At 64.8% G+C, this 23425-nt stretch carries 11 protein-coding genes; 7 read left to right on the forward strand and 4 right to left on the reverse strand.

Going from position 1 to position 23425, the window contains the following annotated elements; genetic code table 11:
• Window positions 1-67: 67 nt before the first annotated feature.
• Window positions 68-13054 (forward strand): non-ribosomal peptide synthetase, encoded by a 12987-nt coding sequence (locus tag PSH86_RS08855; protein ID WP_305489252.1) that lies wholly within the window; start codon window positions 68-70, stop codon window positions 13052-13054.
• A gap of 218 nt (window positions 13055-13272) precedes the next feature.
• The gene (locus PSH86_RS08860) at window positions 13273-14085 is read left to right on the forward strand and encodes an alpha/beta fold hydrolase (RefSeq protein WP_305489254.1); all 813 of its coding nucleotides are present in this window, start codon (window positions 13273-13275) and stop codon (window positions 14083-14085) included.
• Between the two features lie 165 nt (window positions 14086-14250).
• Here the strand turns inward: PSH86_RS08860 and dsbG are convergent, their stop codons facing one another.
• From dsbG to dsbD, 3 genes are read right to left on the reverse strand one after another with little or no spacing between them, the layout of a single operon-like run.
• Window positions 14251-15018 carry a thiol:disulfide interchange protein DsbG gene (gene dsbG / locus PSH86_RS08865; protein WP_305489256.1) on the reverse strand — a complete coding sequence of 256 codons (768 nt, stop codon included), beginning with the start codon at window positions 15016-15018 and terminating at the stop codon, window positions 14251-14253.
• Window positions 14994-15863 (reverse strand): TlpA disulfide reductase family protein, encoded by an 870-nt coding sequence (locus tag PSH86_RS08870; protein WP_163854742.1) that lies wholly within the window; start codon window positions 15861-15863, stop codon window positions 14994-14996. Before PSH86_RS08870 ends, dsbG begins: the two co-directional genes overlap by 25 nt.
• Window positions 15863-17590 carry a protein-disulfide reductase DsbD gene (gene dsbD, locus PSH86_RS08875; protein WP_305489258.1) on the reverse strand — a complete coding sequence of 576 codons (1728 nt, stop codon included), beginning with the start codon at window positions 17588-17590 and terminating at the stop codon, window positions 15863-15865. Before dsbD ends, PSH86_RS08870 begins: the two co-directional genes overlap by 1 nt.
• Window positions 17591-17766: 176 nt before the next feature.
• Between dsbD and PSH86_RS08880 the strand changes: the two genes are divergently transcribed.
• The 5 genes from PSH86_RS08880 to PSH86_RS08900 all read left to right on the forward strand — a co-directional run bounded on the left by PSH86_RS08880 (window position 17767) and on the right by PSH86_RS08900 (window position 22361).
• Window positions 17767-18447 carry a response regulator gene (locus PSH86_RS08880; protein WP_109751494.1) on the forward strand — a complete coding sequence of 227 codons (681 nt, stop codon included), beginning with the start codon at window positions 17767-17769 and terminating at the stop codon, window positions 18445-18447.
• Window positions 18444-19775 (forward strand): ATP-binding protein, encoded by a 1332-nt coding sequence (locus tag PSH86_RS08885; RefSeq protein WP_116831808.1) that lies wholly within the window; start codon window positions 18444-18446, stop codon window positions 19773-19775. The genes PSH86_RS08880 and PSH86_RS08885 overlap by 4 nt, the downstream gene beginning before the upstream one ends.
• Before the next feature lie 248 nt (window positions 19776-20023).
• Entirely contained in the window at window positions 20024-20545 is a 522-nt protein-coding gene (locus tag PSH86_RS08890; RefSeq protein ID WP_305489261.1) for a GNAT family N-acetyltransferase, read from the forward strand.
• Between the two features lie 92 nt (window positions 20546-20637).
• Complete coding sequence (locus PSH86_RS08895) at window positions 20638-22050, forward strand: aspartate aminotransferase family protein (protein WP_109751497.1); 1413 nt, start codon at window positions 20638-20640, stop codon at window positions 22048-22050.
• A gap of 83 nt (window positions 22051-22133) precedes the next feature.
• Complete coding sequence (locus PSH86_RS08900; protein ID WP_109751498.1) at window positions 22134-22361, forward strand: MbtH family protein; 228 nt, start codon at window positions 22134-22136, stop codon at window positions 22359-22361.
• A gap of 56 nt (window positions 22362-22417) precedes the next feature.
• Here the strand turns inward: PSH86_RS08900 and PSH86_RS08905 are convergent, their stop codons facing one another.
• Window positions 22418-23362: a LysR family transcriptional regulator gene (locus PSH86_RS08905; RefSeq protein ID WP_116831811.1), complete on the reverse strand. Its 945-nt coding sequence runs from the start codon at window positions 23360-23362 to the stop codon at window positions 22418-22420.
• Between the last annotated feature and the right edge of the window lie 63 nt (window positions 23363-23425).

Raw genomic sequence — 23425 nt, forward strand, 5'->3', positions numbered from 1 at the left:
TTATTTGCCGGCGCTATCCGTTCCCATGGGTGACAACTTGCAAGCCGAATTCAGGCAGGAAACCCCCATGACCGACGCGTTCGAACTCCCCAGCACCCTGGCTCATGCCCTCCAGCGCCGCGCCGCGTTGACGCCGGACCGGGTGGCCCTGCGCTTCCTCGCCGACACCCCCGGGCAGGGTGTGGTGTTGAGTTATCGCGACCTGGACCTGCGTGCCCGAACCATCGCCGCCGCCTTGCAAGCCGAAGCGGCGCTGGGCGATCGCGCCGTGCTGCTGTTCCCCAGCGGCCCGGATTACGTCGCGGCATTCTTCGGCTGCCTCTATGCCGGGGTGATTGCGGTGCCGGCCTATCCACCGGAGTCCGCCCGTCGCCATCATCAGGAGCGCTTGCTGTCGATCATCCAAGACGCCGAACCGCGCCTGTTGCTCACCAGCAGCGATCTGCGCGAGCCGTTGCAAGCCATCGAAGCGGCGCCGCCGGTGTTGTGCGTCGATACCCTCGACCCGGCCCGTGCCGGGCACTGGCGGATGCCGGTGCTGCAGGACGATGACATTGCCTTTTTGCAATACACCTCCGGCTCCACCGCATTGCCCAAGGGGGTGCAGGTCAGCCACGGCAACCTGGTGGCCAACGAATCGCTGATCCGCCATGGCTTTGGTATCGACCTGAATCCCGAGGACGTCATCGTCAGTTGGCTGCCGCTGTACCACGACATGGGCTTGATCGGCGGCTTGTTGCAGCCGGTGTTCAGCGGCGTCCCATGCGTATTGATGTCGCCGGCCTACTTCCTGGCCCGGCCCCTGCGCTGGCTCGAAGCGATCAGCGAATACGGTGGCACCATCAGCGGCGGACCGGACTTCGCCTATCGATTGTGCAGCGAACGAGTCAGTGACTCGGCCCTCCAGCGTCTGGACCTGAGCGGCTGGCGCGTGGCCTATTCCGGCTCCGAGCCGATCCGCCTCGACACACTGGAGCGTTTTGCCGAGAAGTTCGCCCCGTGCGGCTTCACGCCGGACAATTTCATGGCTTCCTACGGCCTGGCCGAAGCGACCTTGTTCGTCGCCGGCACGCCACGTCGCCAGGGCATTCCTTCGCTGCGGGTGGATGACGCGGCCTTGGCGCAAAACCGTGCCGAGCCGGGGCAGGGCAGTGCGGTGATGAGTTGTGGTGTCAGCCAGCCCGGGCACTCGGTGCTGATCGTTGAGCCGGCCACGTTGCAGCCGCTGGCCGACAATCAGGTCGGTGAAGTCTGGGCCGCCGGCCCGAGCATTGCCCTGGGCTATTGGCGCAACCCCGAAGCCAGCGCCAAGACCTTTGTCCAGCACGACGGTCGGACCTGGCTGCGCACCGGCGACCTGGGCTTCCTGCGCGACGGCGAGCTGTTCATCACCGGTCGCCTGAAAGACCTGCTGATCGTGCGAGGGCATAACCTCTATCCCCAAGACATCGAGCAAACCATCGAGCGCGAAGTGGAGGTGGTGCGCAAGGGCCGGGTGGCGGCGTTCGCGGTCAACGACAATGGCGAGGAAGGCATCGGCATCGCTGCGGAAATCAGCCGCAGCGTGCAGAAAATCCTGCCGCCGGAAGCCTTGATCAAAGCCATTCGCCAGGCCGTGTCCGAGGCCTGCCAGCAAGCCCCGAGCGTGGTGCTGCTGCTCAATCCCGGCGCATTGCCCAAGACTTCCAGCGGCAAGTTGCAGCGCTCGGCCTGCCGCACCCGATGGGCCGACGGCAGCTTGGACAGTTATGCACAGTTTCCATCAGCCGAAGTGGATGTGGCTGATGAACCTGCGCCGTCATCCGAGTTGCAAATCCTCATCGGCCAGGTCTGGCGCGAGCAATTGCAGGTCGAGCGAGTCCAGGCTGACGACCATTTTTTCCTGCTGGGCGGTAACTCCATCGCCGCCACCCAGGTGATCGCACGCCTGAGCGAAACCTTGGGGCTGACGCTCAATTTGCGCCTGCTGTTCGAAGCCCCAACCCTGGCCGCGTTCACGGCGGCGGTGGCAAACCTGCAACAGGGCGGTGGCCAGGCCCTGGGCGCGATCAGTGCTTTGCCGCGCCATGCGCCACTGCCACAATCCCTGGCGCAGAACCGTTTGTGGATCACCTGGCAGCTTGATCCGACGAGCCTCGCCTACAACATTCCCGGCGCCTTGCACCTGCGCGGCGAACTGGACGAAGACGCGCTGCGCGCCAGCTTCCAGCAACTGATCGAGCGTCATGAGTCCTTGCGCACGCGCTTCCTGGAACGTGACGGCGTGGCCCTGCAACAGGTCGATCCGGCGGGCGAATTCAAGCTGCATGTAATCGACCTCGGCGACCTGCCTGACGACGTGCGTGAAACCCGGGCGCAGCAGATTCGAGAAGACGAAGCGGCCATGCCGTTCGATCTGGAGAAGGGGCCGCTGCTGCGCGTCACCCTGTTGCGCCGCGACGAGGATGACCATCAGTTGTTGGTGACGCTGCACCACATCATCGCCGATGGCTGGTCGATGAATGTGTTGATCGAAGAGTTCTCCCGGTTGTACGCCGCTGCATCCCAAGGCCAGGTCGCCGGGCTGGCGCCGTTGCCTTTGCAATACGCCGACTACGGCAGTTGGCAGCGCCAGTGGCTGGCCCAAGGGGAGGCCGAGCGTCAGCTGACGTACTGGAAGCAACAACTGGGCGACGAACATCCGGCCCTGGCGCTGAGCACGGATCATCCCCGTAGCGCGCAACACCAGCGCAGCGCCGCACGCCATAGCCTGCGTCTGGATAAAGGTCTCGGTGATGCCCTGCGCCAAGTGGCCCAAGCCCATGACGCAACCCCGTTCATGCTGTTGCTGGCAGCCTTCCAGGCGCTGTTGCAGCGTTACACCGGGCAATCCGACGTTCGCATCGGTGTGCCCAACGCCAACCGTCCGCGCCTGGAGACCCAGGGGTTGATCGGCTTCTTCATCAACACCCAGGTCCTGCGCGGGCAGGTCGATTCGCGTCAGCCGTTCGCTGCGCTGCTGGCCCAGGCCCGGGAAGCCACGCTCGGTGCCCAGGCCCACCAGGACCTGCCGTTCGAACAACTGCTCGAAGCGTTTCCCCAGGCGCGCGAGCAAGGCCTGTTCCAGGTGATGTTCAACCACCAGCAACGTGACCTGGGGGCGTTGCGGCGCCTGCCGGGGTTGCTGGCCGAGGAGTTGCCGTGGCACAGCCGCGAAGCCAAGTTCGACCTGCAACTGCACAGCGAAGAAGATCGCAACGGCCGGTTGACGCTGTCGTTCGACTACGCCGATGAACTGTTCGAGGCGGCGACCATCGAGCGGCTGGCGGTGCATTACTGCAACCTGTTGCGGGCAGTCTGCGCGGATCCGCAACAAGCGATCGGCGACGTGCCGTTATTGACCGCCGATGAACACAGCCAACAGCGTCAGTGGGGCGCGGCTCCGTGCGTGTCGGCCAGCCAATGGCTGCCGGAATTGTTGAACGAGCAGGCCCGCTGCACGCCGCAACGGCTCGCCCTGCGCTGGGACGGTGGTCAACTCGAGTATGCCGAGCTGCATGCCCAGGCCAATCGCCTGGCTCATTACCTGCGGGACAAGGGCGTTGGCCCGGACGTGTGTGTGGCGATTGCCGCCGAGCGCTCGCCGCAACTGCTTATCGGTGTGCTGGCGATCATCAAGGCCGGTGGTGCCTACGTACCGTTGGATGCCGACTATCCGGCCGAGCGCCTGGCCTACATGCTGGCCGACAGCGGTGTCGATCTGCTGCTGACGCAAACCGCGTTGCTCGAACGCTTGCCGGCCTGCGAGGGCGTCAGTGTCATCGCCATGGACGCCCTGCACCTGGAGCAATGGCCGAGCAATCCGCCGGGCCTGCACTTGCACGGCGATCACCTGGCCTACGTGATCTACACCTCCGGCTCCACCGGCCAACCCAAGGGCGTCGGCAACACCCACGCCGCCCTGGCCGAGCGCCTGCAATGGATGCAGGCCACTTACGCGCTGGATGAAACCGACGTGCTGATGCAAAAAGCCCCCATCAGCTTCGACGTGTCGGTATGGGAGTGCTTCTGGCCACTGATCACCGGCAGCCAACTGGTACTGGCCGGCCCTGGCGAACACCGTGACCCGCACCGCATCGCCCAGTTGGTCCAGCAGTTTGGCGTCACCACGCTGCACTTCGTGCCGCCGTTGCTCAACCTGTTTGTCGATGAACCGCTGAGCGCCCGCTGCACCAGCCTGCGCCGGGTGTTCTCTGGCGGCGAAGCCTTGCCGGCCGAGTTGCGCAACCGGGTGTTGGCGCAACTGCCGTTGGCAGAGCTGCACAATCGCTATGGCCCGACCGAAACCGCGATCAACGTCACCCATTGGCATTGCACCGAAGCCGATGGCGAGCGCTCGCCGATCGGTCGGCCCCTGGGCAACGTGCTGTGCCGGGTGCTCGACAGCGACCTCAATCCCGTACCGGCCGGTGTCCCGGGCGAGCTGTGCATCGGCGGCCTGGGCCTGGCCCGGGGTTACCTCGGCCGTCCTGGCCTGAGCGCCGAGCGTTTCGTCGTCGACCCATTGGGGCTGGCCGGTGCACGGTTGTACCGGACCGGTGACCGGGCACGCTGGAATGCCGACGGCGTGATCGAATACCTCGGCCGTCTCGACCAGCAGGTCAAGCTGCGCGGCTTCCGGGTCGAACCGCAGGAAATCGAAGCGCGCCTGCTGGCCCAGGACGGCGTCGCCCAAGTGGCGGTGCTGGTGCGCGCCACCTCGGCCGGCCCGCAGTTGATCGGCTACTACACCGCCCCGGAGGTCGCTCAAGACCAGGACGAGTTGAACCGCCGGCTCAAGACCGCCCTGGCCGCCGAACTGCCGGATTACATGGTGCCTGCCCAACTGCTGCGCCTGGACGCCATGCCCCTGAGCCCGAGCGGCAAGCTCGACCGCAGCGCCTTGCCCGAGCCGCAGTGGCAGGTGCGCGAACACGTCGAGCCGGCCAGCGCCCTGGAGCAGCAAATCGCCGGCATCTGGCGCGACGTGCTGGGGTTGGAGCGTATCGGCCTGCGAGACGATTTCTTTGCCCTCGGCGGCCATTCGCTGCTGGCGACCCAGATCATTTCCCGTACCCGCCAGGCCTGTGATGTCGAGCTGCCGTTGCGGGCGCTGTTCGAGGCCAGTGAACTGGGGGCGTTCGCCGAACAGGTGCGCTTGATCCAGGCCAGTGGCCAGACCAACCGCCAGCCGCCCATCGAGATGGTCGACCGCAGCCAACCGGTGCCGCTGTCGTATTCCCAGCAGCGCATGTGGTTCCTCTGGCAGATGGAGCCCGACAGCCCGGCCTACAACGTCGGTGGCATGGCGCGCTTGCGCGGGGTGCTGGATGTCGGGCGTTTCGAGGCCGCGTTGCAGGCGTTGATCCTGCGCCACGAGACCCTGCGCACCACGTTCCCGAGCGTCGACGGCGTGGCCCGCCAGCAGGTGCACAGCGAGACAGGCCTGCGCATGGACTGGAAGGATTTCTCGATGCTGGCTGCTGACATCCGCGAACAGCGGGTCCAGCAATTGGCCGATAGCGAGGCTCACAAGCCCTTCGACCTGGAAACCGGGCCGCTGCTGCGAGCCTGCCTGGTCAAGACCGCCGAGCATGAGCATTACTTTGTGCTGACGCTGCATCACATCGTCACCGAAGGCTGGGCGATGGACATTTTCGCTCGTGAATTGAGCGCGCTGTACGAGGCCTTCATCGACGACCGTGAGTCGCCGCTGGAACCCTTGCCGGTGCAGTACCTGGACTACAGCGTCTGGCAGCGCCAGTGGCTGGAATCGGGCGAGCGCCAGCGGCAGTTGGACTACTGGACCGCGCAACTGGGCCGCGAACATCCGTTGCTGGAACTGCCCGGCGACCGCCCGCGCCCGCCGGTGCAAAGCCACCGCGGTGAACTGTTCCGTTTCGACCTCAGCGATGACCTGGCCGCGCGGGTCCGCGCCTTCAACGCGCAACAGGGCCTGACCCTGTTCATGACCATGACCGCCGCCCTGGCCGTGCTGCTCTATCGCTACAGCGGCCAGACCGACCTGCGCATCGGCGCGCCGGTGGCCAACCGTATCCGCCCGGAAAGCGAAGGGCTGATCGGGGCGTTCCTCAACACCCAGGTGTTGCGTTGCCAGCTCGACGGACAGATGTCGGTGGGCGAACTGTTCGAACAAGTGCGCCACACCGTCATCGAAGGCCAGTCCCATCAGGATTTGCCCTTCGATCATCTGGTGGAAGCCCTACAACCACCGCGCAGCGCCGCCTATAACCCGCTGTTCCAAGTGATGTGCAACGTGCAGCGCTGGGAGTTCCAGCAGAGCCGCACGCTGGCCGGCATGACGGTTGAATACCTGGTCAACGACGCCCGCGCGACGAAGTTCGACCTCAACCTTGAAGTCACCGACCTCGACCAGCGCCTGGGTTGCTGTCTGACCTACAGCACCGACCTGTTCGACGAACCGCGCATCGCGCGCATGGCTGGGCACTGGCGCAATCTGTTGGAAGCCTTGCTGGTCGATCCGAGCCGACGACTGAGCGAGCTGCCATTGCTGGACGCTGGCGAACAGCAACGGATGCTCGATAGCCTGGGTGTCGAGCCCGGTGCGCATCGCCTGGATCAATGCATTCACCCACTGTTCGACGAACAGGCCAAGGCTCGACCCGACGCGCCGGCCCTGACCTTCGCCGGACAGACCCTGACGTATGGGCAACTGAACAGCCGCGCCAATCGCCTGGCCTGGATGCTGCGTGAGCGAGGCGTCGGGCCGCAGGTGCGGGTCGGCCTGGCCCTGGAGCGCTCGCTGGAAATGGTCATCGGTCTGCTGGCGATCCTCAAGGCCGGCGGTGCCTACGTGCCGCTGGACCCGGAATACCCGCTGGACCGCTTGAGCTACATGATCGAGGACAGCGGCGTCGGCTTGCTGCTCAGTGACCGGGCGATGTTCCAGGCCCTCGGTGCGTTGCCCAAGGGTGTGGGTTGCTGGTGCCTGGAAGACGATTCGGCGGCCCTGGCGCAATACCCGGATCACCCGTTGCCGTTGCTCAACCTGCCGCAGCATCAGGCGTACCTGATCTACACCTCTGGCTCCACCGGCAAGCCCAAGGGCGTGGTGGTGTCCCACGGTGAAATCGCCATGCATTGTCAGGCAGTGATCCAGCGCTTCGGCATGCGTCCCGACGATTGCGAGCTGCATTTTTATTCCATCAACTTCGACGCCGCCACCGAGCGCCTGCTGGTGCCGCTGCTCACTGGTGCCCAGGTGGTGCTGCGGGCCCAGGGCCAATGGGATGCTGAGGAAATCTGCGGGCTGATTCGCCAGCATCGCGTCAACATCCTCGGTTTTACCCCCAGCTACGGCAGCCAGTTGGCGCAATGGTTGACGACCCAAGGGCAAACCCTGCCGGTGCGCATGTGCATCACCGGCGGCGAGGCCCTGACCGGTGAGCATTTGCAACGCATTCGCGCGGCATTCAGCCCGAGTCAGTTCTTCAATGCCTATGGCCCGACCGAAACCGTGGTCATGCCACTGGCGAGCCTGGCCCCGGAGCAACTGGAAGAGGGCGCGACCAGTGTGCCGATTGGCAGTGTGATTGGCGCCCGGGTGGCGTACATCCTCGACGCCGACCTGGCGCTGGTGCCGCAAGGCGCCACGGGTGAGTTGTACGTCGGCGGCGCGGGATTGGCCCAGGGTTATCACCAGCGTCCGGGCATGACTGCCGAGCGCTTCGTTGCCGACCCGTTCGCCACCGCCGGCGGACGCCTTTATCGCACCGGCGACCTGGTGCGCCAGCGTACCGATGGCTTGGTGGAATACCTCGGACGCATCGACCATCAGGTGAAAATCCGTGGTTTCCGTATCGAACTGGGGGAAATCGAAAGCCGCCTGCTGGAGCATGAGGCGGTGCGCGAGGCCGTGGTACTGGCCCTCGACGCGCCCGGAGGCAAGCAACTGGCCGGCTACCTGGTGAGCGACATCGCCAGCCAGGATGGCGAGCAACAAGCAGCCCTGCGCGAAGCGTTGAAAAATCACCTCAAGGCCCAGTTGCCGGACTACATGGTGCCCACCCATCTGATCCTGCTGGCGAGCATGCCGCTGACCGCCAACGGCAAGCTCGACCGCCGCGCCTTGCCAATGCCTGATCCTGAGCTCAATCGCCAACACTACGTGGCGCCGAGCAACGCCCTGGAGCAGACCCTGGCGGCGATCTGGTGCGAGGTGCTGAACGTGGGGCAGGTGGGCCTCAACGATAACTTCTTCGAGCTGGGCGGCGATTCGATCCTGTCCATCCAGGTGGTCAGCCGCGCCCGGCAGCAAGGCATTCATTTCACGCCCCGGGACTTGTTCCAGCACCAGACCGTACAGACCCTGGCCGCCGTTGCCACGCGCAGCCAGCAGGTGCACGCCGAGCAGGGCCTGTTGCAGGGTGAATCGGGGTTGACGCCGATCCAGCACTGGTTCTTCGAGCGCCAGATCCCCAACCGGCATCACTGGAACCAGGCGCTGGTGCTGGAACCGACCTCGGCCCTGGAGCCGCTACTCCTGGAGCAGGCGCTGCGCACTGTCTTCCAGCACCACGATGCCCTGCGCCTGGGCTTCGGCGAAACCGCCGGGCACTGGCGCGCCGAGCACCAACCATTGTCTGACGTTGCGCTGTTGCAGCACCTGTCGGTAGACACCGTGCAGGCTTGTGAAGCGTTGTTTGCCGAGACGCAAAGCCGTTTCAATCTATCGACCGGGCCATTGCTGCGCGCAGTGCTGGCGCAGCTCCCTGATGGTCAGCAACGGTTGCTGATCGTCATCCATCACCTGGTGGTGGATGGCGTGTCGTGGCGGGTGCTGATGGACGATCTGCAAACCATTTATCGCCAGCTCACCGCTGGGCGGGAGGCGCAGTTGCCGGCCAAGACCAGCCCCTTGCGGGACTGGGCCGCGCGCTTGCAGGCCTACGCCGGCAGCGAATCCCTGCGCGAGGAACTGGGTTGGTGGCAAGCGCAGTTGAGTGGCGCGCAGGGGGCGCTGCCGTGCGCGAATCCCGACGGCGGGCTCCAGGAACGTCACGCGCAAACCGTCAGTGTGCGCCTGGACGCCGAGCGTACCCGGCAACTGCTGCAACAGGCGCCGAGTGCCTACCGTACCCAGGTCAACGACTTGCTGCTTACCGCGTTGGCCCGGGTGCTGTGCCATTGGAGCGGCCATGCATCGGTCCTGGTCCAGCTCGAAGGCCATGGCCGTGAAGCTCTGTTCGACGACATCGACCTGACCCGCACCGTGGGTTGGTTCACCAGCGTCTATCCCGTGCGCCTGAGTCCGGCGGCCGAAGGCTTGAGTGCCTCGATCAAGGCCATCAAGGAGCAACTGCGCGCAGTGCCCCACAAGGGCCTCGGCCATGGTGTGCTGCGCTACCTGGCGGACGCGGCGACTCGCGAAGCGATGGCCGGCCTGCCGCAAGCGGCGATCACCTTCAACTACCTGGGCCAACTCGACCAGACCCTGGGTCAAGCTGCGCTGCTCCAGCCGCTGGATACGCCGTTGGGCGCGATCCACGATCCCGCCGCGCCGCTGCCCAATGAACTGAGCGTCGACAGCCAGGTCAGCGGTGGCGAGCTGGTGCTGCGCTGGACCTTCAGTGCCGAGCGCCATGATCGACAAGTCATTGCCACATTGGCCGAGGCCTACCTCGACGAGCTGCAACGCCTGATCGAACATTGCCTGACGGACGAGGCGGGCGGTCTGACGCCATCGGACTTCCCCCTGGCGAAGCTGACCCAGGGCCAGCTCGACAGCCTGCCCGTACCGGCCGGGCAAATCGAAGACGTCTACCCGCTGACACCGATGCAGGAAGGCATGCTCCTGCACACCTTGCTGGAGCCGGGCACGGGCCTGTACTACATGCAGGACCGCTACCGCATCAACAGCGAACTGGACCCGCAGCGTTTCGCCCGGGCCTGGCAGGCGGTGATCGCCCGGCATGAAGCCTTGCGCGCCTCGTTCTGCTGGAACGTCGGCGAAGACATGCTGCAAATCATCCACAAGCCTGGCAGCTCGCCGGTGGAGTATCTCGACTGGTCGCAAGTGCCCGAAGACGCCCAGGAAGCCAAGCTCCAGGCGCTGCTCAAGAACGAGCGCGAGGCCGGTTTCGATCTGTTGAACCAGGCGCCGTTCCACCTGCGGCTGATCCGGGTCGACGCGGCACGCTACTGGTTCATGATGAGCAACCATCACATCCTGATCGATGCCTGGTGCCGTTCGCTGCTGATGGACGACTTCTTCGAGATCTACACCGCCCAGGGTGAAAACCGCGAACCACAGTTGGCCGTGCCGCCGCGCTATCGCGACTACATCGGTTGGCTGCAACACCAGAGCCTGGCCGAAGCCCGGCAGTGGTGGAAGCACAACCTGCAAGGCTTCGAGCGGACCACCCCGATCCCCAGCGACCGGCCGTTCCTGCGTGAGCACGCCGGTGACAGCGGCGGCATGATCGTCGGTGACTGCTACACCCGTCTCGATGCCCGGGACGGTGCGCGGTTGCGGGAACTGGCCCAGGCCCATCAACTGACGGTCAACACCTTCGCCCAGGCGGCGTGGGCGTTGGTGCTGCGGCGAGTCAGCAGTGATCGCGACGTACTGTTCGGCGTCACCGTCGCCGGGCGTCCGGTGGAGCTGCCGCAGATGCAACGCACCGTGGGGCTGTTCATCAACAGCATCGCCTTGCGGGTGCGGATGCCTGAAGACCATCAGCCGTGCAGCGTGCGCCAATGGCTCAGCACTTTGCTGGACAGCAACATGCAACTGCGCGAGTACGAATACCTGCCGCTGGTGAGTATCCAGGAGGTCAGCGAACTGCCCAAGGGCCAGCCGCTGTTCGACAGCCTGTTCGTGTTCGAGAACGCCCCAGTGGAAGTCTCGGTGCTGGACCGCGCCCAAAGCCTCAACGCCACCTCCGACTCGGGCCGTACCCACACCAACTTCCCGCTGACGGCGGTCTGCTATCCGGGGGATGACCTGGGACTGCACCTTTCGTATGACCAGCGCTACTTCGATGAGTCCACCGTCCAGGGTTTGCTCGGCGAGTTCAAGCGCTTGCTGCTGGCGCTGATGGAAGGTTTGCACGGTGACATGGCCGAGCTGCCGCTGATCGGTGCCGAAGAACAGGATTTCCTGATCGACGGCTGCAACCAGAGCGAGCATGCCTATCCGCTGGAGCAAAGCTACGTCGAGCTGTTCGAGGCCCGGGTTGCCGCCCATCCGCAACGCATCGCCGTCAGCTGCCTGGAGGCGAGCTACAGCTACGCCGAGTTGAATGCCCGCAGCAACCGCCTCGGCCACGCCTTGATCGCTGTCGGCGTCGGCCTGGATCAGCCGGTGGCACTGCTGGCTGAACGGGATGCAGACCTGCTGGGCATGATCATCGGCAGCTTCAAGGCCGGTGCCGGCTACCTGCCGCTGGATCCGGGGCTGCCGAGCCAGCGCCTGAGCCGCATCATCGAACTGAGCCGCACGCCGCTGCTGGTCTGCACTCAGGCCTGCCAGGCCCAGGCCGAGGCGTTGCTGGACGAGTTCGCCTGTGCCGGGCGGCCAAAGTTGCTGGTATGGGAAACCGTCCAGGCCGGCGACTTTTCACCACAAAACCCTGGCGTCCGTAGCGGGCCGGACAACCTCGCCTACGTGATCTACACCTCCGGCTCCACCGGCCTGCCCAAAGGCGTGATGGTGGAACAGCGGGGCATGCTCAACAACCAGCTCAGCAAAGTGCCGTACCTGGCGCTGAGCGAGGCGGACGTGATCGCCCAGACGGCGTCCCAGAGCTTCGATATTTCCGTGTGGCAGTTCCTGGCCGCGCCGTTGTTCGGTGCCCGGGTCGACATTGTGCCCAACGCCATCGCCCACGATCCGCAAGGGCTGCTCGAGCATGTGCAGCAGCAAGGCATCACCGTGCTGGAAAGCGTGCCGTCGCTGATCCAGGGCATGCTCGCCCAGGAGCGCATCGGCCTGGATGGCCTGCGCTGGATGTTGCCCACCGGCGAAGCGATGCCGCCGGAACTGGCCCATCAGTGGTTGTTGCGTTACCCGGACATTGGCCTGGTCAACGCCTACGGCCCGGCGGAATGCTCCGATGACGTGGCGTTTTTCCGGGTCGACCTGGCTTCGACCCGTGGCACTTATCTGCCGATTGGCACGCCCACCGACAACAATCGCCTGTACCTGCTCGATGGCGCGCTGGACCTGGTGCCGTTGGGCGCGGTGGGTGAGTTATGCGTGGCCGGCACCGGGGTAGGGCGCGGTTATGTCAGCGATCCGTTGCGCACCGCCCCGGTCTTTGTACCGAACCCGTTCGGGGCGCCGGGAGAACGGCTGTACCGCACCGGTGACCTGGCGCGGCGGCGCAGCGACGGGATTCTGGAGTACGTCGGGCGTATCGACCATCAGGTGAAAATCCGCGGCTACCGCATCGAACTGGGGGAAATCGAAGCGCGCTTGCATGAACAGCCGGAAGTGCGCGATGGGGCGGTGGGTGTGCAGGAGGGCGCCAATGGCAAGTATCTGGTGGGCTACCTCGTTGCCACCGACTCGGCGCTGAAGCCCGCCGAACGCCTGGAGCGTATCAAGCAGCGCCTGCGGACCGAGCTGCCGGAATACATGGTGCCGCTGCACTGGCTGTGGCTCGATCGCCTGCCCCTCAACGCCAACGGCAAGCTCGACCGCAAGGCCTTGCCAGCCCTGGAGATCGGCCAGTTGCAAAGCCAGGACTATCAAGCCCCCGGCAATGAGTTGGAACAGACCCTGGCGGACATCTGGGCCCAGGTGCTGAAAGTCGAGCGGGTGGGGGTGCGGGACAACTTCTTCGAGCTGGGCGGTCATTCCTTGCTGGCGACACAAATCGCCTCGCGGGTACAAAAGGCCCTGCAACGCAACGTGCCGCTGCGGGCGATGTTCGAATGCAGCACGGTGCAGGAACTGGCCGAGTACATCGATGGGTTGGCGGCCAGTGAGATCACTGAGGAGAAGGTGGATCGGTTGAATGATTTGATGGCGCTATTGGAAGGATTGTAGTTTTGCGGCGTCTATGAAGACCTCATCGCGGGCAAGCCTTGCTCCCACAGGGATCGGCTGCGAGCAGATTGTTTGTGTTCAAGCAGCAATCCCTGTGGGAGCAAGGCTTGCCCGCGATGGGGACAGCACAGGCACTGCCGGCTCAAAGGTTGACTGCTCAGCCTGCGCAGCTCAGTCTTCCAAGGCTTTTTTTCCAGACTCAAACAAGGAGGTCACCCATGCCCTTTGCAACGATCGACGGACAACCGCTTCACTACCTGGACCAAGGCCAAGGCCCGGTGGTGTTGCTGGGCAGCAGCTATCTGTGGGACCACACCATGTGGGCGCCGCAGATCAAGGTGTTGTCCCGGCATTTTCGGGTCATTGCCCTGGATCTATGGGGCCACGGTCAGTCCGGGCAGTTGCCTGAGGGCATGACCTCCCTGGACGACCTGGCCCGCCAGGCATTGACGTTGATGGATCACCTGGACATCGACTGCTTCCACCTGGTGGGGCTTTCGGTGGGCGGGATGTGGGGCGCGCGGCTGGCGCTGGCGGCACCTGAGCGCGTGCAGTCGCTGGTATTGATGGACACCTACGTCGGCGTCGAGCCGGAGCCGACCCGCCTTTATTATTTTTCACTGTTCGACAAGATCGAAGCCAGTGGCAGCATTCCCGAGCCGTTGCTGGACATCGTCGTGCCGATCTTCTTCCGGCCGGGTATCGACCCGCAGTCGGCGCTCTATCAACAGTTCCGCGCCACATTGGCCGCGTTGCCGACCGATCGCCTGCGCGACAGCATCGTGCCGCTGGGGCGGATCATTTTCGGTCGGGACGACATCCTGCCGCGCCTGCATGCGCTGGATGCCAAGCGTACAGTGGTGATGTGCGGCGACCAGGACAAGCCACGTCCACCGTCCGAGGCGGCGGAAATGGCCGAGCTGATCGGCTGCCCCCATGTGTTGATTCCGGAGGCGGGGCATATCTCCAACCTGGAGAACCCGGAATTCGTGACCGAGGCATTGCTGGAGTTCCTGGCGCGCAAACACTGATGGCTGGCTAACTGTGGCGAGGGAGCTTGCTCCCGCTGGGCTGCGTAGCGGCCCCAAAAAACAAATGCAGTCAACCTGACGAACCGCTGCGAGAAACCCAAGGGGTGCTTCGCACCCCAGCGGGAGCAAGCTCCCTCGCCACAAGAGCTGTTTTGGGCTTTTGTATCACTTCGGCCCGAGAATCTTCACCAGCTTGTCCGGCGACGGCGCGCCTTGCTGCTGTTGCAGGTCGCCTTTTTCATCCAGATAGAAAATCGCCGGGGTGGCGGACAGTTCCAGCTCGTCCATCAACTGCTGGTTGGCGTCCAGTTTCGCCTGGATGGCGGGCGGTATGTCCTTGAGCGGTTTGAGCGGGCTGCCCTTGCCGGCCTTTTCATGCTCGGCCAGGGTTTTTTCCGGGTCCTTGGCCGCCAGCAAGGCGGCGGATTTGCCTGGGCTGTCTTCGCGGATGATGCCCACCATGATGTGCCGCAACTGCACCTTGCCGGCCTTGACCCAGGGCCGTGCCTGCTCCCAGAACATGTTGCAGTAAGGGCAGTTCGGGTCGCTGAACAGGTACACCGTGCGCGGTGCGTCCTTGTTGCCGTCGGCGATCCAGTTACTGGCTTCCATCTTCGCCCAGATTTGCTTGGCCATCGGTGCATAGACCAGTTTTTGCAGTGGCTCGGCGCTCAGGTCCTTGCCGTCGGCGTCGTACAGGTTGCCCAACAGGACGTGCTGCCCATCCGGGGTCAGGTACAGCGCCATGCCTCGGTTCTGGTATTGCGCCGCGTAACCGCGCAACCCGTCCGGCGCCTCGAAGGTGCCGACGATTTTCGCGCCCTTGGCTTCGATCTTCCTGATGGCCGCAGGCAATTCTTCGGCCTGGAGCAGCGGGGCCTGCGACAGGGTGGCGGCAACGGCCAGGGTCAGCAGGTGGCGGAGGCGGGGCATGGCAGTTTCCTTGTGGCGGAGTGGGGCTTCGTGGACGAGTCCGGCGTTTCGAAGTTTTCCAGGGCACGAGCCAGGCTCGCTTCCGACAATTCACCCAGGTGGCTGCCCAGCAGGCGGCCATCGGCGCTGTAGAACAGGGTGGTCGGCAGGGCCATGGAACCGACGGCCTGGCCGAGGCGGCCACTGCCATCGAACAGCACATTGGTCAGGCTCAAGCCTTGGGTGGCGAGGTAGGTGCTGACGCTTTGCATGCTTTCGGCCTGATTGACGAACAGGAACGTCAGGTCCGGACGCTGTTGCTGGGCTTCTTCCAGCACTGGCATTTCACGCCGGCAGGGCGGGCACCAGGTGGCCCATAGATTGATCACCAGTGGGCCACCTTGGTAATCGGTGAGCTTTACGGTCTCGCCGGTGGCGGTGCGCAGGTTGATGTCCGGCAGTCGGGTGCCCTGTTCATAAATCGTCAGCGACAGGGTCGCCACCAGCCAGAACAGCAGGCCGCTGCCGACGCCGAAGCCCAACGGTCGACGCAGGGCCGGGCGGTGCCGGGCCCACGACAAGGCGCCAATCAGCAGCGCCACGATGCCCGGCCAGGCCAGGAAGCCGCCGTCGCGCAGGTCGACGATCTGCCACGGGTCATCCCGGTAATGTTGCCAATAGGCGGCGACGAAACCGATCCGCGCCGCCAGCAGGCCCAGTAAAAACAGCACGAACAGCACCGACTCGGGGTTTTCGCCACCACGCTTGGCCACCCGCCAGCCCACGAAGGTCGCCAGCGCCAGGGCGCTGATCAGCAACAGGTGGTTAAGGGCGATGGCAAAGGTGCCCAGGGTGAGCGTCAGCATCAGCGCGCGTCCCGAGTGAGGTTCCAGCGCTCCAGGAACACCTTGGCATCGACTTCCCCGGTGATCCGCTGGCTGCGGCGCTCTGCACCGTCGGCACCGATCCACAGCAGGCTCGGCGGCCCCGGCACCTGGTAACGGCTCAGCAGTTCGCGGCTGGCGGGGCTGTCGGCGGTGACGTCCAGACGCAGCAGGCGCACGCCTTTCAGGGCGTCCAGCACCTCGGCGCGGCCGAATACCTGTTTTTCCATGATCTTGCAGGACACGCACCAGTCGGCGTAGTAGTCCAGCAGCACCCATTGGCCCTGGGCCTTGGCGGCGTCCAGTTCCCGTTGCAGGGCGGCGGGCTCGCTGACCGTGACGAACGCGTCATGGGCACTGACGGTCGCACTGCCCTTGGTACCGGCGTACACCTTCAGGGGCTGGAAGAAATCATCGCCACCGCCCGCGGCGCCAATCACCAGCAGGCTGCCCCACAGGCCGAACAGCAGCGAAGCACTGCCGCAGACGTAGGCAATGCGACCGAACCCTTCGGTCTGGCGCCAGGCGCTGTAGGCGGCGATCAACAACAGCACGCCCCACAGGCCGACCCACAACGAGCCATCGATGATCGGGCGAATCATCAGCAGCGCGGTGCCCAGGAACAGGAAGCCGAACACGCCCTTGAGCAGGTTCATCCAGGCGCCGGGCTTGGGCAGGAAGCGGTTGCCCACAGTCACCAGCAGCAACAGCGGCAAGCCCATGCCGATGCCCATGGTGAACAGGATCAGCCCGCCGTGCAGCGCATTGCCGCTCTGGGCGATATACAGCAGCGCGCCGGCCAGCGGAGCGGTCATGCACGGGCCTACCAACAGGCCGGACAGAGCCCCGAGAATACCGGCACCCACCAGGCTGCCGCCGCGCCGCCGGCGTCCGGCGTTTTCCAGGCGGTCACGCAGGGCCGCCGGCAATTGCAATTCGAAGAAGCCGAACATGGGTAACGCCAGCAACACGAATACGGCCGCGAAGCTGCCCAGCAGCCACGGTTGTTGCAGCAGCGCCTGAAGGTTGGCCCCCAGCAGCGCGGCGAGCACGCCCATGGCCGCATACACCAGGGCCATGCTGATCACGTAGCTGCCGGCCAAGGCCAGGCCGCGTCTTGGCCCGGCGCCGCTGCCCACCACCAGCCCGGCCAGGATCGGCAGCATCGGCAGCGAGCAAGGGGTGAACGCCAGCAGCAGGCCCAAACCGAAGAACACCAGCAGGCTCCAGCCCAAGGCCCGTTGTTGCAGGCCGCTGGCCAGGGCCTGGTCTGGCGCCTCGCCAGTGGCCGCCACAGGTGCGTTGCCACCCAGGTCTACCACCTGGGTTTGGGGGGGATAGCACAGGCCCGCGTCGGCGCAGCCCTGGAAGCCAACCTTGATCTTGCCCGTGGCACCGGCGGGTATCTTCAGCTCCAGCGCTTGGCGGTAGACTTGCTGGTCGCCGAAAAACTCGTCGCTGTGGGCCTCGCCCTCGGGCAATTTCGGTTTCTGGGCCTCGGCCAGGCCATCGAACTTGAGCCGCTGCTGATACAGGTAGTACCCATCGGCGATTTGCCAGAACAGCTGGGTTTCACCGGAATCCAGGCGTTCGGAGGTAAACACGAATGCCTTTTCCACCGGCAGGAAGTCCGGTTTGGTTTCGAAGGGATTGGCGGCCTGGGCCAGGCCCGAGATCAGGAACAGCCACAGCAAAAACAATCGACGCATGGATAAAGCCTTAGAACGAAGCGAGTGGAAAACACAATGGCGGCTGGCGATTAACCGTCGATTAACCCGACGACGACCGGCAGGTAGCGATGATCGCCCATGTTTGCCGTACTCGTCGCATAATGTCGGCTTAATCGGCCGGCGGCCTAATGTACCTTTTTCCACGGGGCTTACCCATGCGCGTACTGGTTTGCGAAGACGATGAGTTGATTGCCAGCGGGATCGTTGCCGGCCTTACGGCGCAGGGCCTGACTGTCGAACACGTCGCCACCGCATCGGCGGCGCGGGCGATGGTCGGCGTGGCGGAGTTTGATGTCATGGTGCTGGACCTGGGCCTGCCCGACGAGGACGGTCTCAAGCTGCTCAGGCAACTGCGCCAGCAGGGGCTGGAGACACCGGTGCTGATCCTCACCGCCCGGGACTCGGTGACCGACCGGGTCGACGGCTTGCAGGCCGGTGCCGACGACTATCTGCTCAAGCCCTTCGACCTGCGCGAACTGGCGGCGCGCCTGCACACGTTGCTGCGGCGCGTGGCGGGGCGCAGCGTCAACCTGATCGAGCACGGCCGCCTGACCTACGATCCCAGCAGCCGGGAAACCACCCTGGACGGCCAACCGGTGGATCTGTCCCGGCGCGAGCAATCGCTGTTGCAGGCACTGCTGCACAGTCGTGGCCGGGTGCTGTCCACCGAGCAACTCAAGGACAGTGTCTACGGGTTCAACGACGAACTGGAAAGCAACGCCCTCAATGTCCATATCCATCACCTGCGGCGCAAGTTGGGTAACGGGATTGTCGAGACCGTGCGCGGCCTGGGCTATCGCCTGGGGCCGGCCGACGGTGGAGAAACCTCCAAGTGATGAGCCTGCGACTGCGCCTGAGCCTGACCCTCGGCGCGGCCTTTGCCTTGATCTGGGCGCTGGCCGCGGCGTGGATGCTCAGCGACCTGCGCAACCAGATGATGTTTTCCCTCGATCAACGCCTGGTGGCCTCGGCGCGGATGGTCGCCGGGTTGCTGGAGCAGATGCCGCCGTTGCCCAGCAAGGGCGACGGCACGCATTTGAGCTCCGAGCAATTGAGCATTCCCGGCGGCATGGCCTGCCAGGTCAGCTCCTTGCGCGGGGAGATTCTGGCCCGCAGCCACGGCACCCCGGAACAGACCCTGGAAGCCGAGAAAATGGGCTTTCACGACCAGATGATCGACGGCGCGCCCTGGCGCAGCTTCACCCTGGCCCGGGGCGATCTGCGCATCACCACCGCCGACCGCCAGATCGAACGCGAAGCCTTGAACATGTCGATACTGCTGGCCGCCTCGGTGCCGGTGGGCGTGGCGTTGCTCGGTTGCCTGTGCTTGCTTTGGCTGGGCATCGGACAGGGCCTGGCGCCACTCAATCGCATGCGCGATGCGTTGATGCGGCGCAGTGCCGATTCACTGGAACCCTTGCAGATCCATCCGCTGCCCAGTGAGTTGCGACCGTTGCTGGAAACCCAGAACCAATTGTTCCAGCGCATCGGCAAGACCATCGAGCGCGAGCGCCGGCTGACTGGCGATGCCGCCCACGAGCTGCGCAGCCCGCTGACCGCCATCAAGACCCACCTGCAAGTGGCGCGCATGACCGAGGGCGTCGCCCGCGACCAATCCCTGGCCCGGGCCGAGGAGGGAGCCGACCGCTTGCACCGCACGCTCGAACAATTGCTGCTGCTGGCCCGGGTCGAAGGCAGCCTGTCGTTCGACGATGGCGTGCAATGCAATGCCGAACAGGTGGCGCGGTTGGCGATTCAGGATGCGGCCAGCAGTGATTCCCGGCGAATCAAGCTGCATCTTTCTCCAGGGGTGTCCGACGCACCGGTGCAGATGCCAGCGGTGCTCTCCATCGCCGCCTTGCGCAACCTGCTGGATAACGCCCTGCGCCATACCCCGGTCGATACCGACGTGGAATTGAGCCTGGAGATGATCGGCCAGCGCGTGCGCTTCCAGGTCCGCGATCATGGCCCCGGCATCGCCGCCGACGACATCCAGCACCTGACCCAACGCTTCTGGCGCAACGGCCAGAGCACCGGCTGCGGGCTGGGGTTGGCGATCGTCCAGGCCATCGTCCAGCGTTGCGGCTGCGGCCTGCATTTCGATAGCCGCCCGGATGGGTTGCGGGTCGAGCTGACGATGCCGGTGCAGGTGTTGCCGGGTTAATCCCCTGTGCAAACACAACCTGCCGGTGCCAAACCTGTGGGAGCAAAGCTTGCTCGCGATGCAGGCACCTCGGTCTGATTGCTGAGCAAGGTGATGCCATCGCGCGCAAGCTTTGCTCCCACAGGTTCAATTCCCCCTCGTTTTGCTCCTTCGCATACATCTGCTGTAACGACCTGCCATTGGCGCGCCCACCTGATCCGGGTCTATGTTTTTTTCAGCTCGACTCAAGGACTGAGGAAAACCGCGCCATGGATACCTTCATCGAAATCTGCACGGCCACCCCCAGCGATGCTGGCATCATCAGCCGGATCGCCGAGCGCTCCATCCGGGTCGGGTGTGCCGCCGAACACCGTAACGACCCCGGCATCGTGGCCGCCTGGGTACGCAACAACACCTTCACTCATATCCACCCCTGGCTGGCCGATCCACGGTTGCGCCTGACCGTGGCGCGTTTGCAGGGGCGGCCGGTGGGTGTCGCCATGGCTTCGGTCAGCGGCCGGATCGCCTTCTGCTACGTGCAGCCAGAGTCTTTTCGCCGTGGTGTCGGCGAGGCGCTGGTGCGGGACATCGAGGCGTGGCTGCGCGGGCGTGGGGTGACCCGGGTGCGCCTCAACAGCACGCGTACCAGCCGTGCCTTCTATCGACGCCTGGGGTTCGAGCAGAGCTCGGACGCCTTCGCCATCGGTGGGGTCAAGGCCATTGCGATGCACAAGCCATTGATCGCGCCGACGGCGAAAGTTCTGGCCGAGAGTAAATCCCTTCGCGGCTGATGCGTTTCCACAACAGGAAACCTGCACGTGCGCCTCGACCGGATGCGCACCTGCCCGGTGTGTCGTTTGGGTCATTATTGCGGGGTCGAGAGATGTCAGTCGCCAACAGCCTTATCGAAGCACAACCGGCCCGGGTCAGCCCGGCACCGGCCGAGACGCTCTACCAGTTCAATGAGTCGCCGTTGCTGGCTCGCCAGAGTCGGCAGGAGTCCAATGCCCGCAGTTATCCACGGCGCATTCCCCTGGCCCTCAAGCGCGCCAAGGGGGTGTATGTCGAGGACGTCGAGGGCCGCACCTTCATCGATTGCCTGGCTGGTGCCGGCACACTGGCGCTGGGGCATAACCACCCGGTGGTGATCGAAGCGATCCAGCAGGTGCTGGCCGACGAGCTGCCCTTGCATACCCTGGACCTGACCACGCCGGTCAAGGACCGTTTCGTCCAGGACCTGTTCGGCCTGTTGCCGGCGCAATTGGCCGCCGAGGCGAAGATCCAGTTCTGCGGTCCCACCGGCACCGACGCGGTGGAAGCCGCCCTCAAGCTGGTGCGCACCGCCACCGGACGCAGCACCGTGCTGTCGTTCCAGGGCGGCTACCACGGCATGAGCCAGGGGGCGTTGAGCCTGATGGGCAGCCTGGGGCCGAAGAAACCCCTGGGCGCTTTGCTCAGCAGCGGTGTGCAGTTCATGCCATACCCCTACGATTACCGCTGCCCGTTCGGGCTGGGCGGTGTGGCGGGCGTGAAGGCCAACTTGCATTACCTGGAAAACCTGCTGAATGACCCCGAGGCTGGCGTGCAATTGCCGGCGGCGGTGATCGTCGAGGTGGTGCAGGGCGAGGGCGGGGTGATTCCGGCTGATCTGGATTGGCTGCGTGGCTTGCGGCGAATCACCGAGCAGGCGGGAGTGGCGTTGATCGTCGACGAAATCCAGAGCGGCTTCGGCCGTACCGGCAAAATGTTTGCGTTCGAGCATGCCGGGATCATCCCGGACGTGGTGGTGCTGTCCAAGGCCATCGGCGGCAGCCTGCCGCTGGCGGTGGTGGTTTATCGCGACTGGCTCGACACCTGGCTGCCGGGCGCCCATGCCGGGACCTTCCGCGGCAATCAGATGGCCATGGCCGCCGGTTCCGCGGTAATGCGCTATCTGTTGGAGCACGACCTGTCGGCTCACGCCGCCGCCATGGGCGAGCGCTTGAGTGAGCACCTGCACATCCTGCAGCGGGATTTCCCGCAGTTGGGCGATATCCGTGGTCGCGGGCTGATGCTCGGGGTCGAACTGGTGGAGCCGACGGGTAAGTCGGATGCCCTGGGCCATCCGCCGGTGCATGCGCGACTGGCACCACGGCTGCAACGCGAATGCCTCAAGCGCGGGCTGATCCTGGAGCTGGGTGGCCGGCAGGGCGGCGTGGTGCGGTTTCTGCCGCCGCTGATCATCACGGCAGCGGAAATCGACCGGGTCGCCGAGATTTTCGGACGCGCCTTGGCTGCTGCTGTCGCTGGCGCCTAATTTTCACCCGGTCCCGTACGTTCCTTTCATATCCCGCTGCGCATACGACGTAGCGAACCTCGAGCAACGATGGAGAAACACCCATGACTTCAGTATTCGACCGCGAGGACATCGTCTTTCAGGTCGTGGTCAACCACGAAGAACAGTACTCGATCTGGCCGGACTACAAGGCCGTCCCCGAAGGCTGGCGTACCGTAGGCAAAAGCGGATTCAAGAAGGACTGCCTGGCCTACATCGAAGAAGTCTGGACCGACATGCGCCCGCTGAGCTTGCGCAAGAAGATGGAAGAGCAGGCGGCATTGGCCCAGTAGGTCAGGGATGTTGTGGGAGCGAGCCAGCTCGCGCTGCAGGCACCTCGGTCTGTCAGTCAGGCCAAGGTGATGCTATCGCGAGCTGGCTCGCTCCCGCAGGTGGCGTCCGCTCTTGCTATAAAGTCAATCAACGCCCGCGCCGCCGCCGGCAATTGTCGATGGGGCGGGTAAATGATTGAAAACGGTCGGCTGCGTCCGCCAACGTCCTCCAGCAACGCCACCAATTCCCCCCGCGCGATTCGTTCCCGGACGATGAAGTCATAGGTCTGGCAGATCCCCATCCCGGCCTGGGCCAGGGACACGATACCCAGCACATCGTCGGACACCTGGACATTGCCCGCCGGCAGCCATTCCCGATCTTCATGGTTTATGCGAAACAGCCAGGGTGCGATGCGTCCGCTGCTGGGCATCACGAAGGGCAGGCAGGCGTGGGTTGCCAATTCGTCGAGGTGCCGGGGCGTTCCGGCGCGTTCCAGGTATTGCGGCGCGGCTACCAGGCAAAGGCGGGCGTCTTCGAGCTTGCGGCCGACCAATCCGCTGTCCGGCAGCGGCCCGAGACGAATCGCCAAGTCATACCCCTCAGCCACCAGATCGACATTGCGGTTGGTAATGCTCAGCTCGACCCGTACCTGTGGAAAAGCCTGGCCGAAGCGCGACAGCAGCGATGGCAAGCGGTAATGGCCGTAGGTGGTCGGCACGCTCAAGCGCACGCGACCGGACAGGACGCCGTCCTGGCCCTGGATTCGTCGCTCGGCATCGTCAATCAGGGCAAAGGCCGAGCGCGACTGTTCCAGGTACAGGGCACCGGCATCGGTCAGGTTCAGCCGCCGTGTCGTGCGTCGTAGCAGTTGCACCCCGAGCCGGGCTTCGAGGCGGGAGATGGCGCGGCTCAGGACCGAAGGCGTGGTCCCCAGCGTCACGGCTCCGGCGCTGAGGGTGCCTTTTTCCACGACCGTGACGAAGGCTTCCACGTCGGCCAGGTAATCGAATCGACGGGGCATTGTTGCCTCCAGGGGCCAGGTGATGTTCAGAGGCGCCAGTTTATCGCCGGTAGGCGCATCAAT

This window comes from Pseudomonas sp. FP2300 (assembly GCF_030687595.1).
GTDB classification, from domain to species: Bacteria; Pseudomonadota; Gammaproteobacteria; order Pseudomonadales; family Pseudomonadaceae; genus Aquipseudomonas; species Aquipseudomonas bijieensis.

What these genes read in the sequence shown, in the direction of transcription:
- PSH86_RS08855 (WP_305489252.1), top strand. Translation starts at nt 68, where the DNA reads ATGACCGACGCGTTCGAACTCCCCAGCACCCTGGCTCATGCCCTCCAG.
- PSH86_RS08860 (WP_305489254.1), top strand. Translation starts at nt 13,273, where the DNA reads ATGCCCTTTGCAACGATCGACGGACAACCGCTTCACTACCTGGACCAA.
- dsbG (WP_305489256.1), bottom strand. Translation starts at nt 15,018, where the DNA reads ATGCCCCGCCTCCGCCACCTGCTGACCCTGGCCGTTGCCGCCACCCTG.
- PSH86_RS08870 (WP_163854742.1), bottom strand. Translation starts at nt 15,863, where the DNA reads ATGCTGACGCTCACCCTGGGCACCTTTGCCATCGCCCTTAACCACCTG.
- dsbD (WP_305489258.1), bottom strand. Translation starts at nt 17,590, where the DNA reads ATGCGTCGATTGTTTTTGCTGTGGCTGTTCCTGATCTCGGGCCTGGCC.
- PSH86_RS08880 (WP_109751494.1), top strand. Translation starts at nt 17,767, where the DNA reads ATGCGCGTACTGGTTTGCGAAGACGATGAGTTGATTGCCAGCGGGATC.
- PSH86_RS08890 (WP_305489261.1), top strand. Translation starts at nt 20,024, where the DNA reads ATGGATACCTTCATCGAAATCTGCACGGCCACCCCCAGCGATGCTGGC.
- PSH86_RS08895 (WP_109751497.1), top strand. Translation starts at nt 20,638, where the DNA reads ATGTCAGTCGCCAACAGCCTTATCGAAGCACAACCGGCCCGGGTCAGC.
- PSH86_RS08900 (WP_109751498.1), top strand. Translation starts at nt 22,134, where the DNA reads ATGACTTCAGTATTCGACCGCGAGGACATCGTCTTTCAGGTCGTGGTC.
- PSH86_RS08905 (WP_116831811.1), bottom strand. Translation starts at nt 23,362, where the DNA reads ATGCCCCGTCGATTCGATTACCTGGCCGACGTGGAAGCCTTCGTCACG.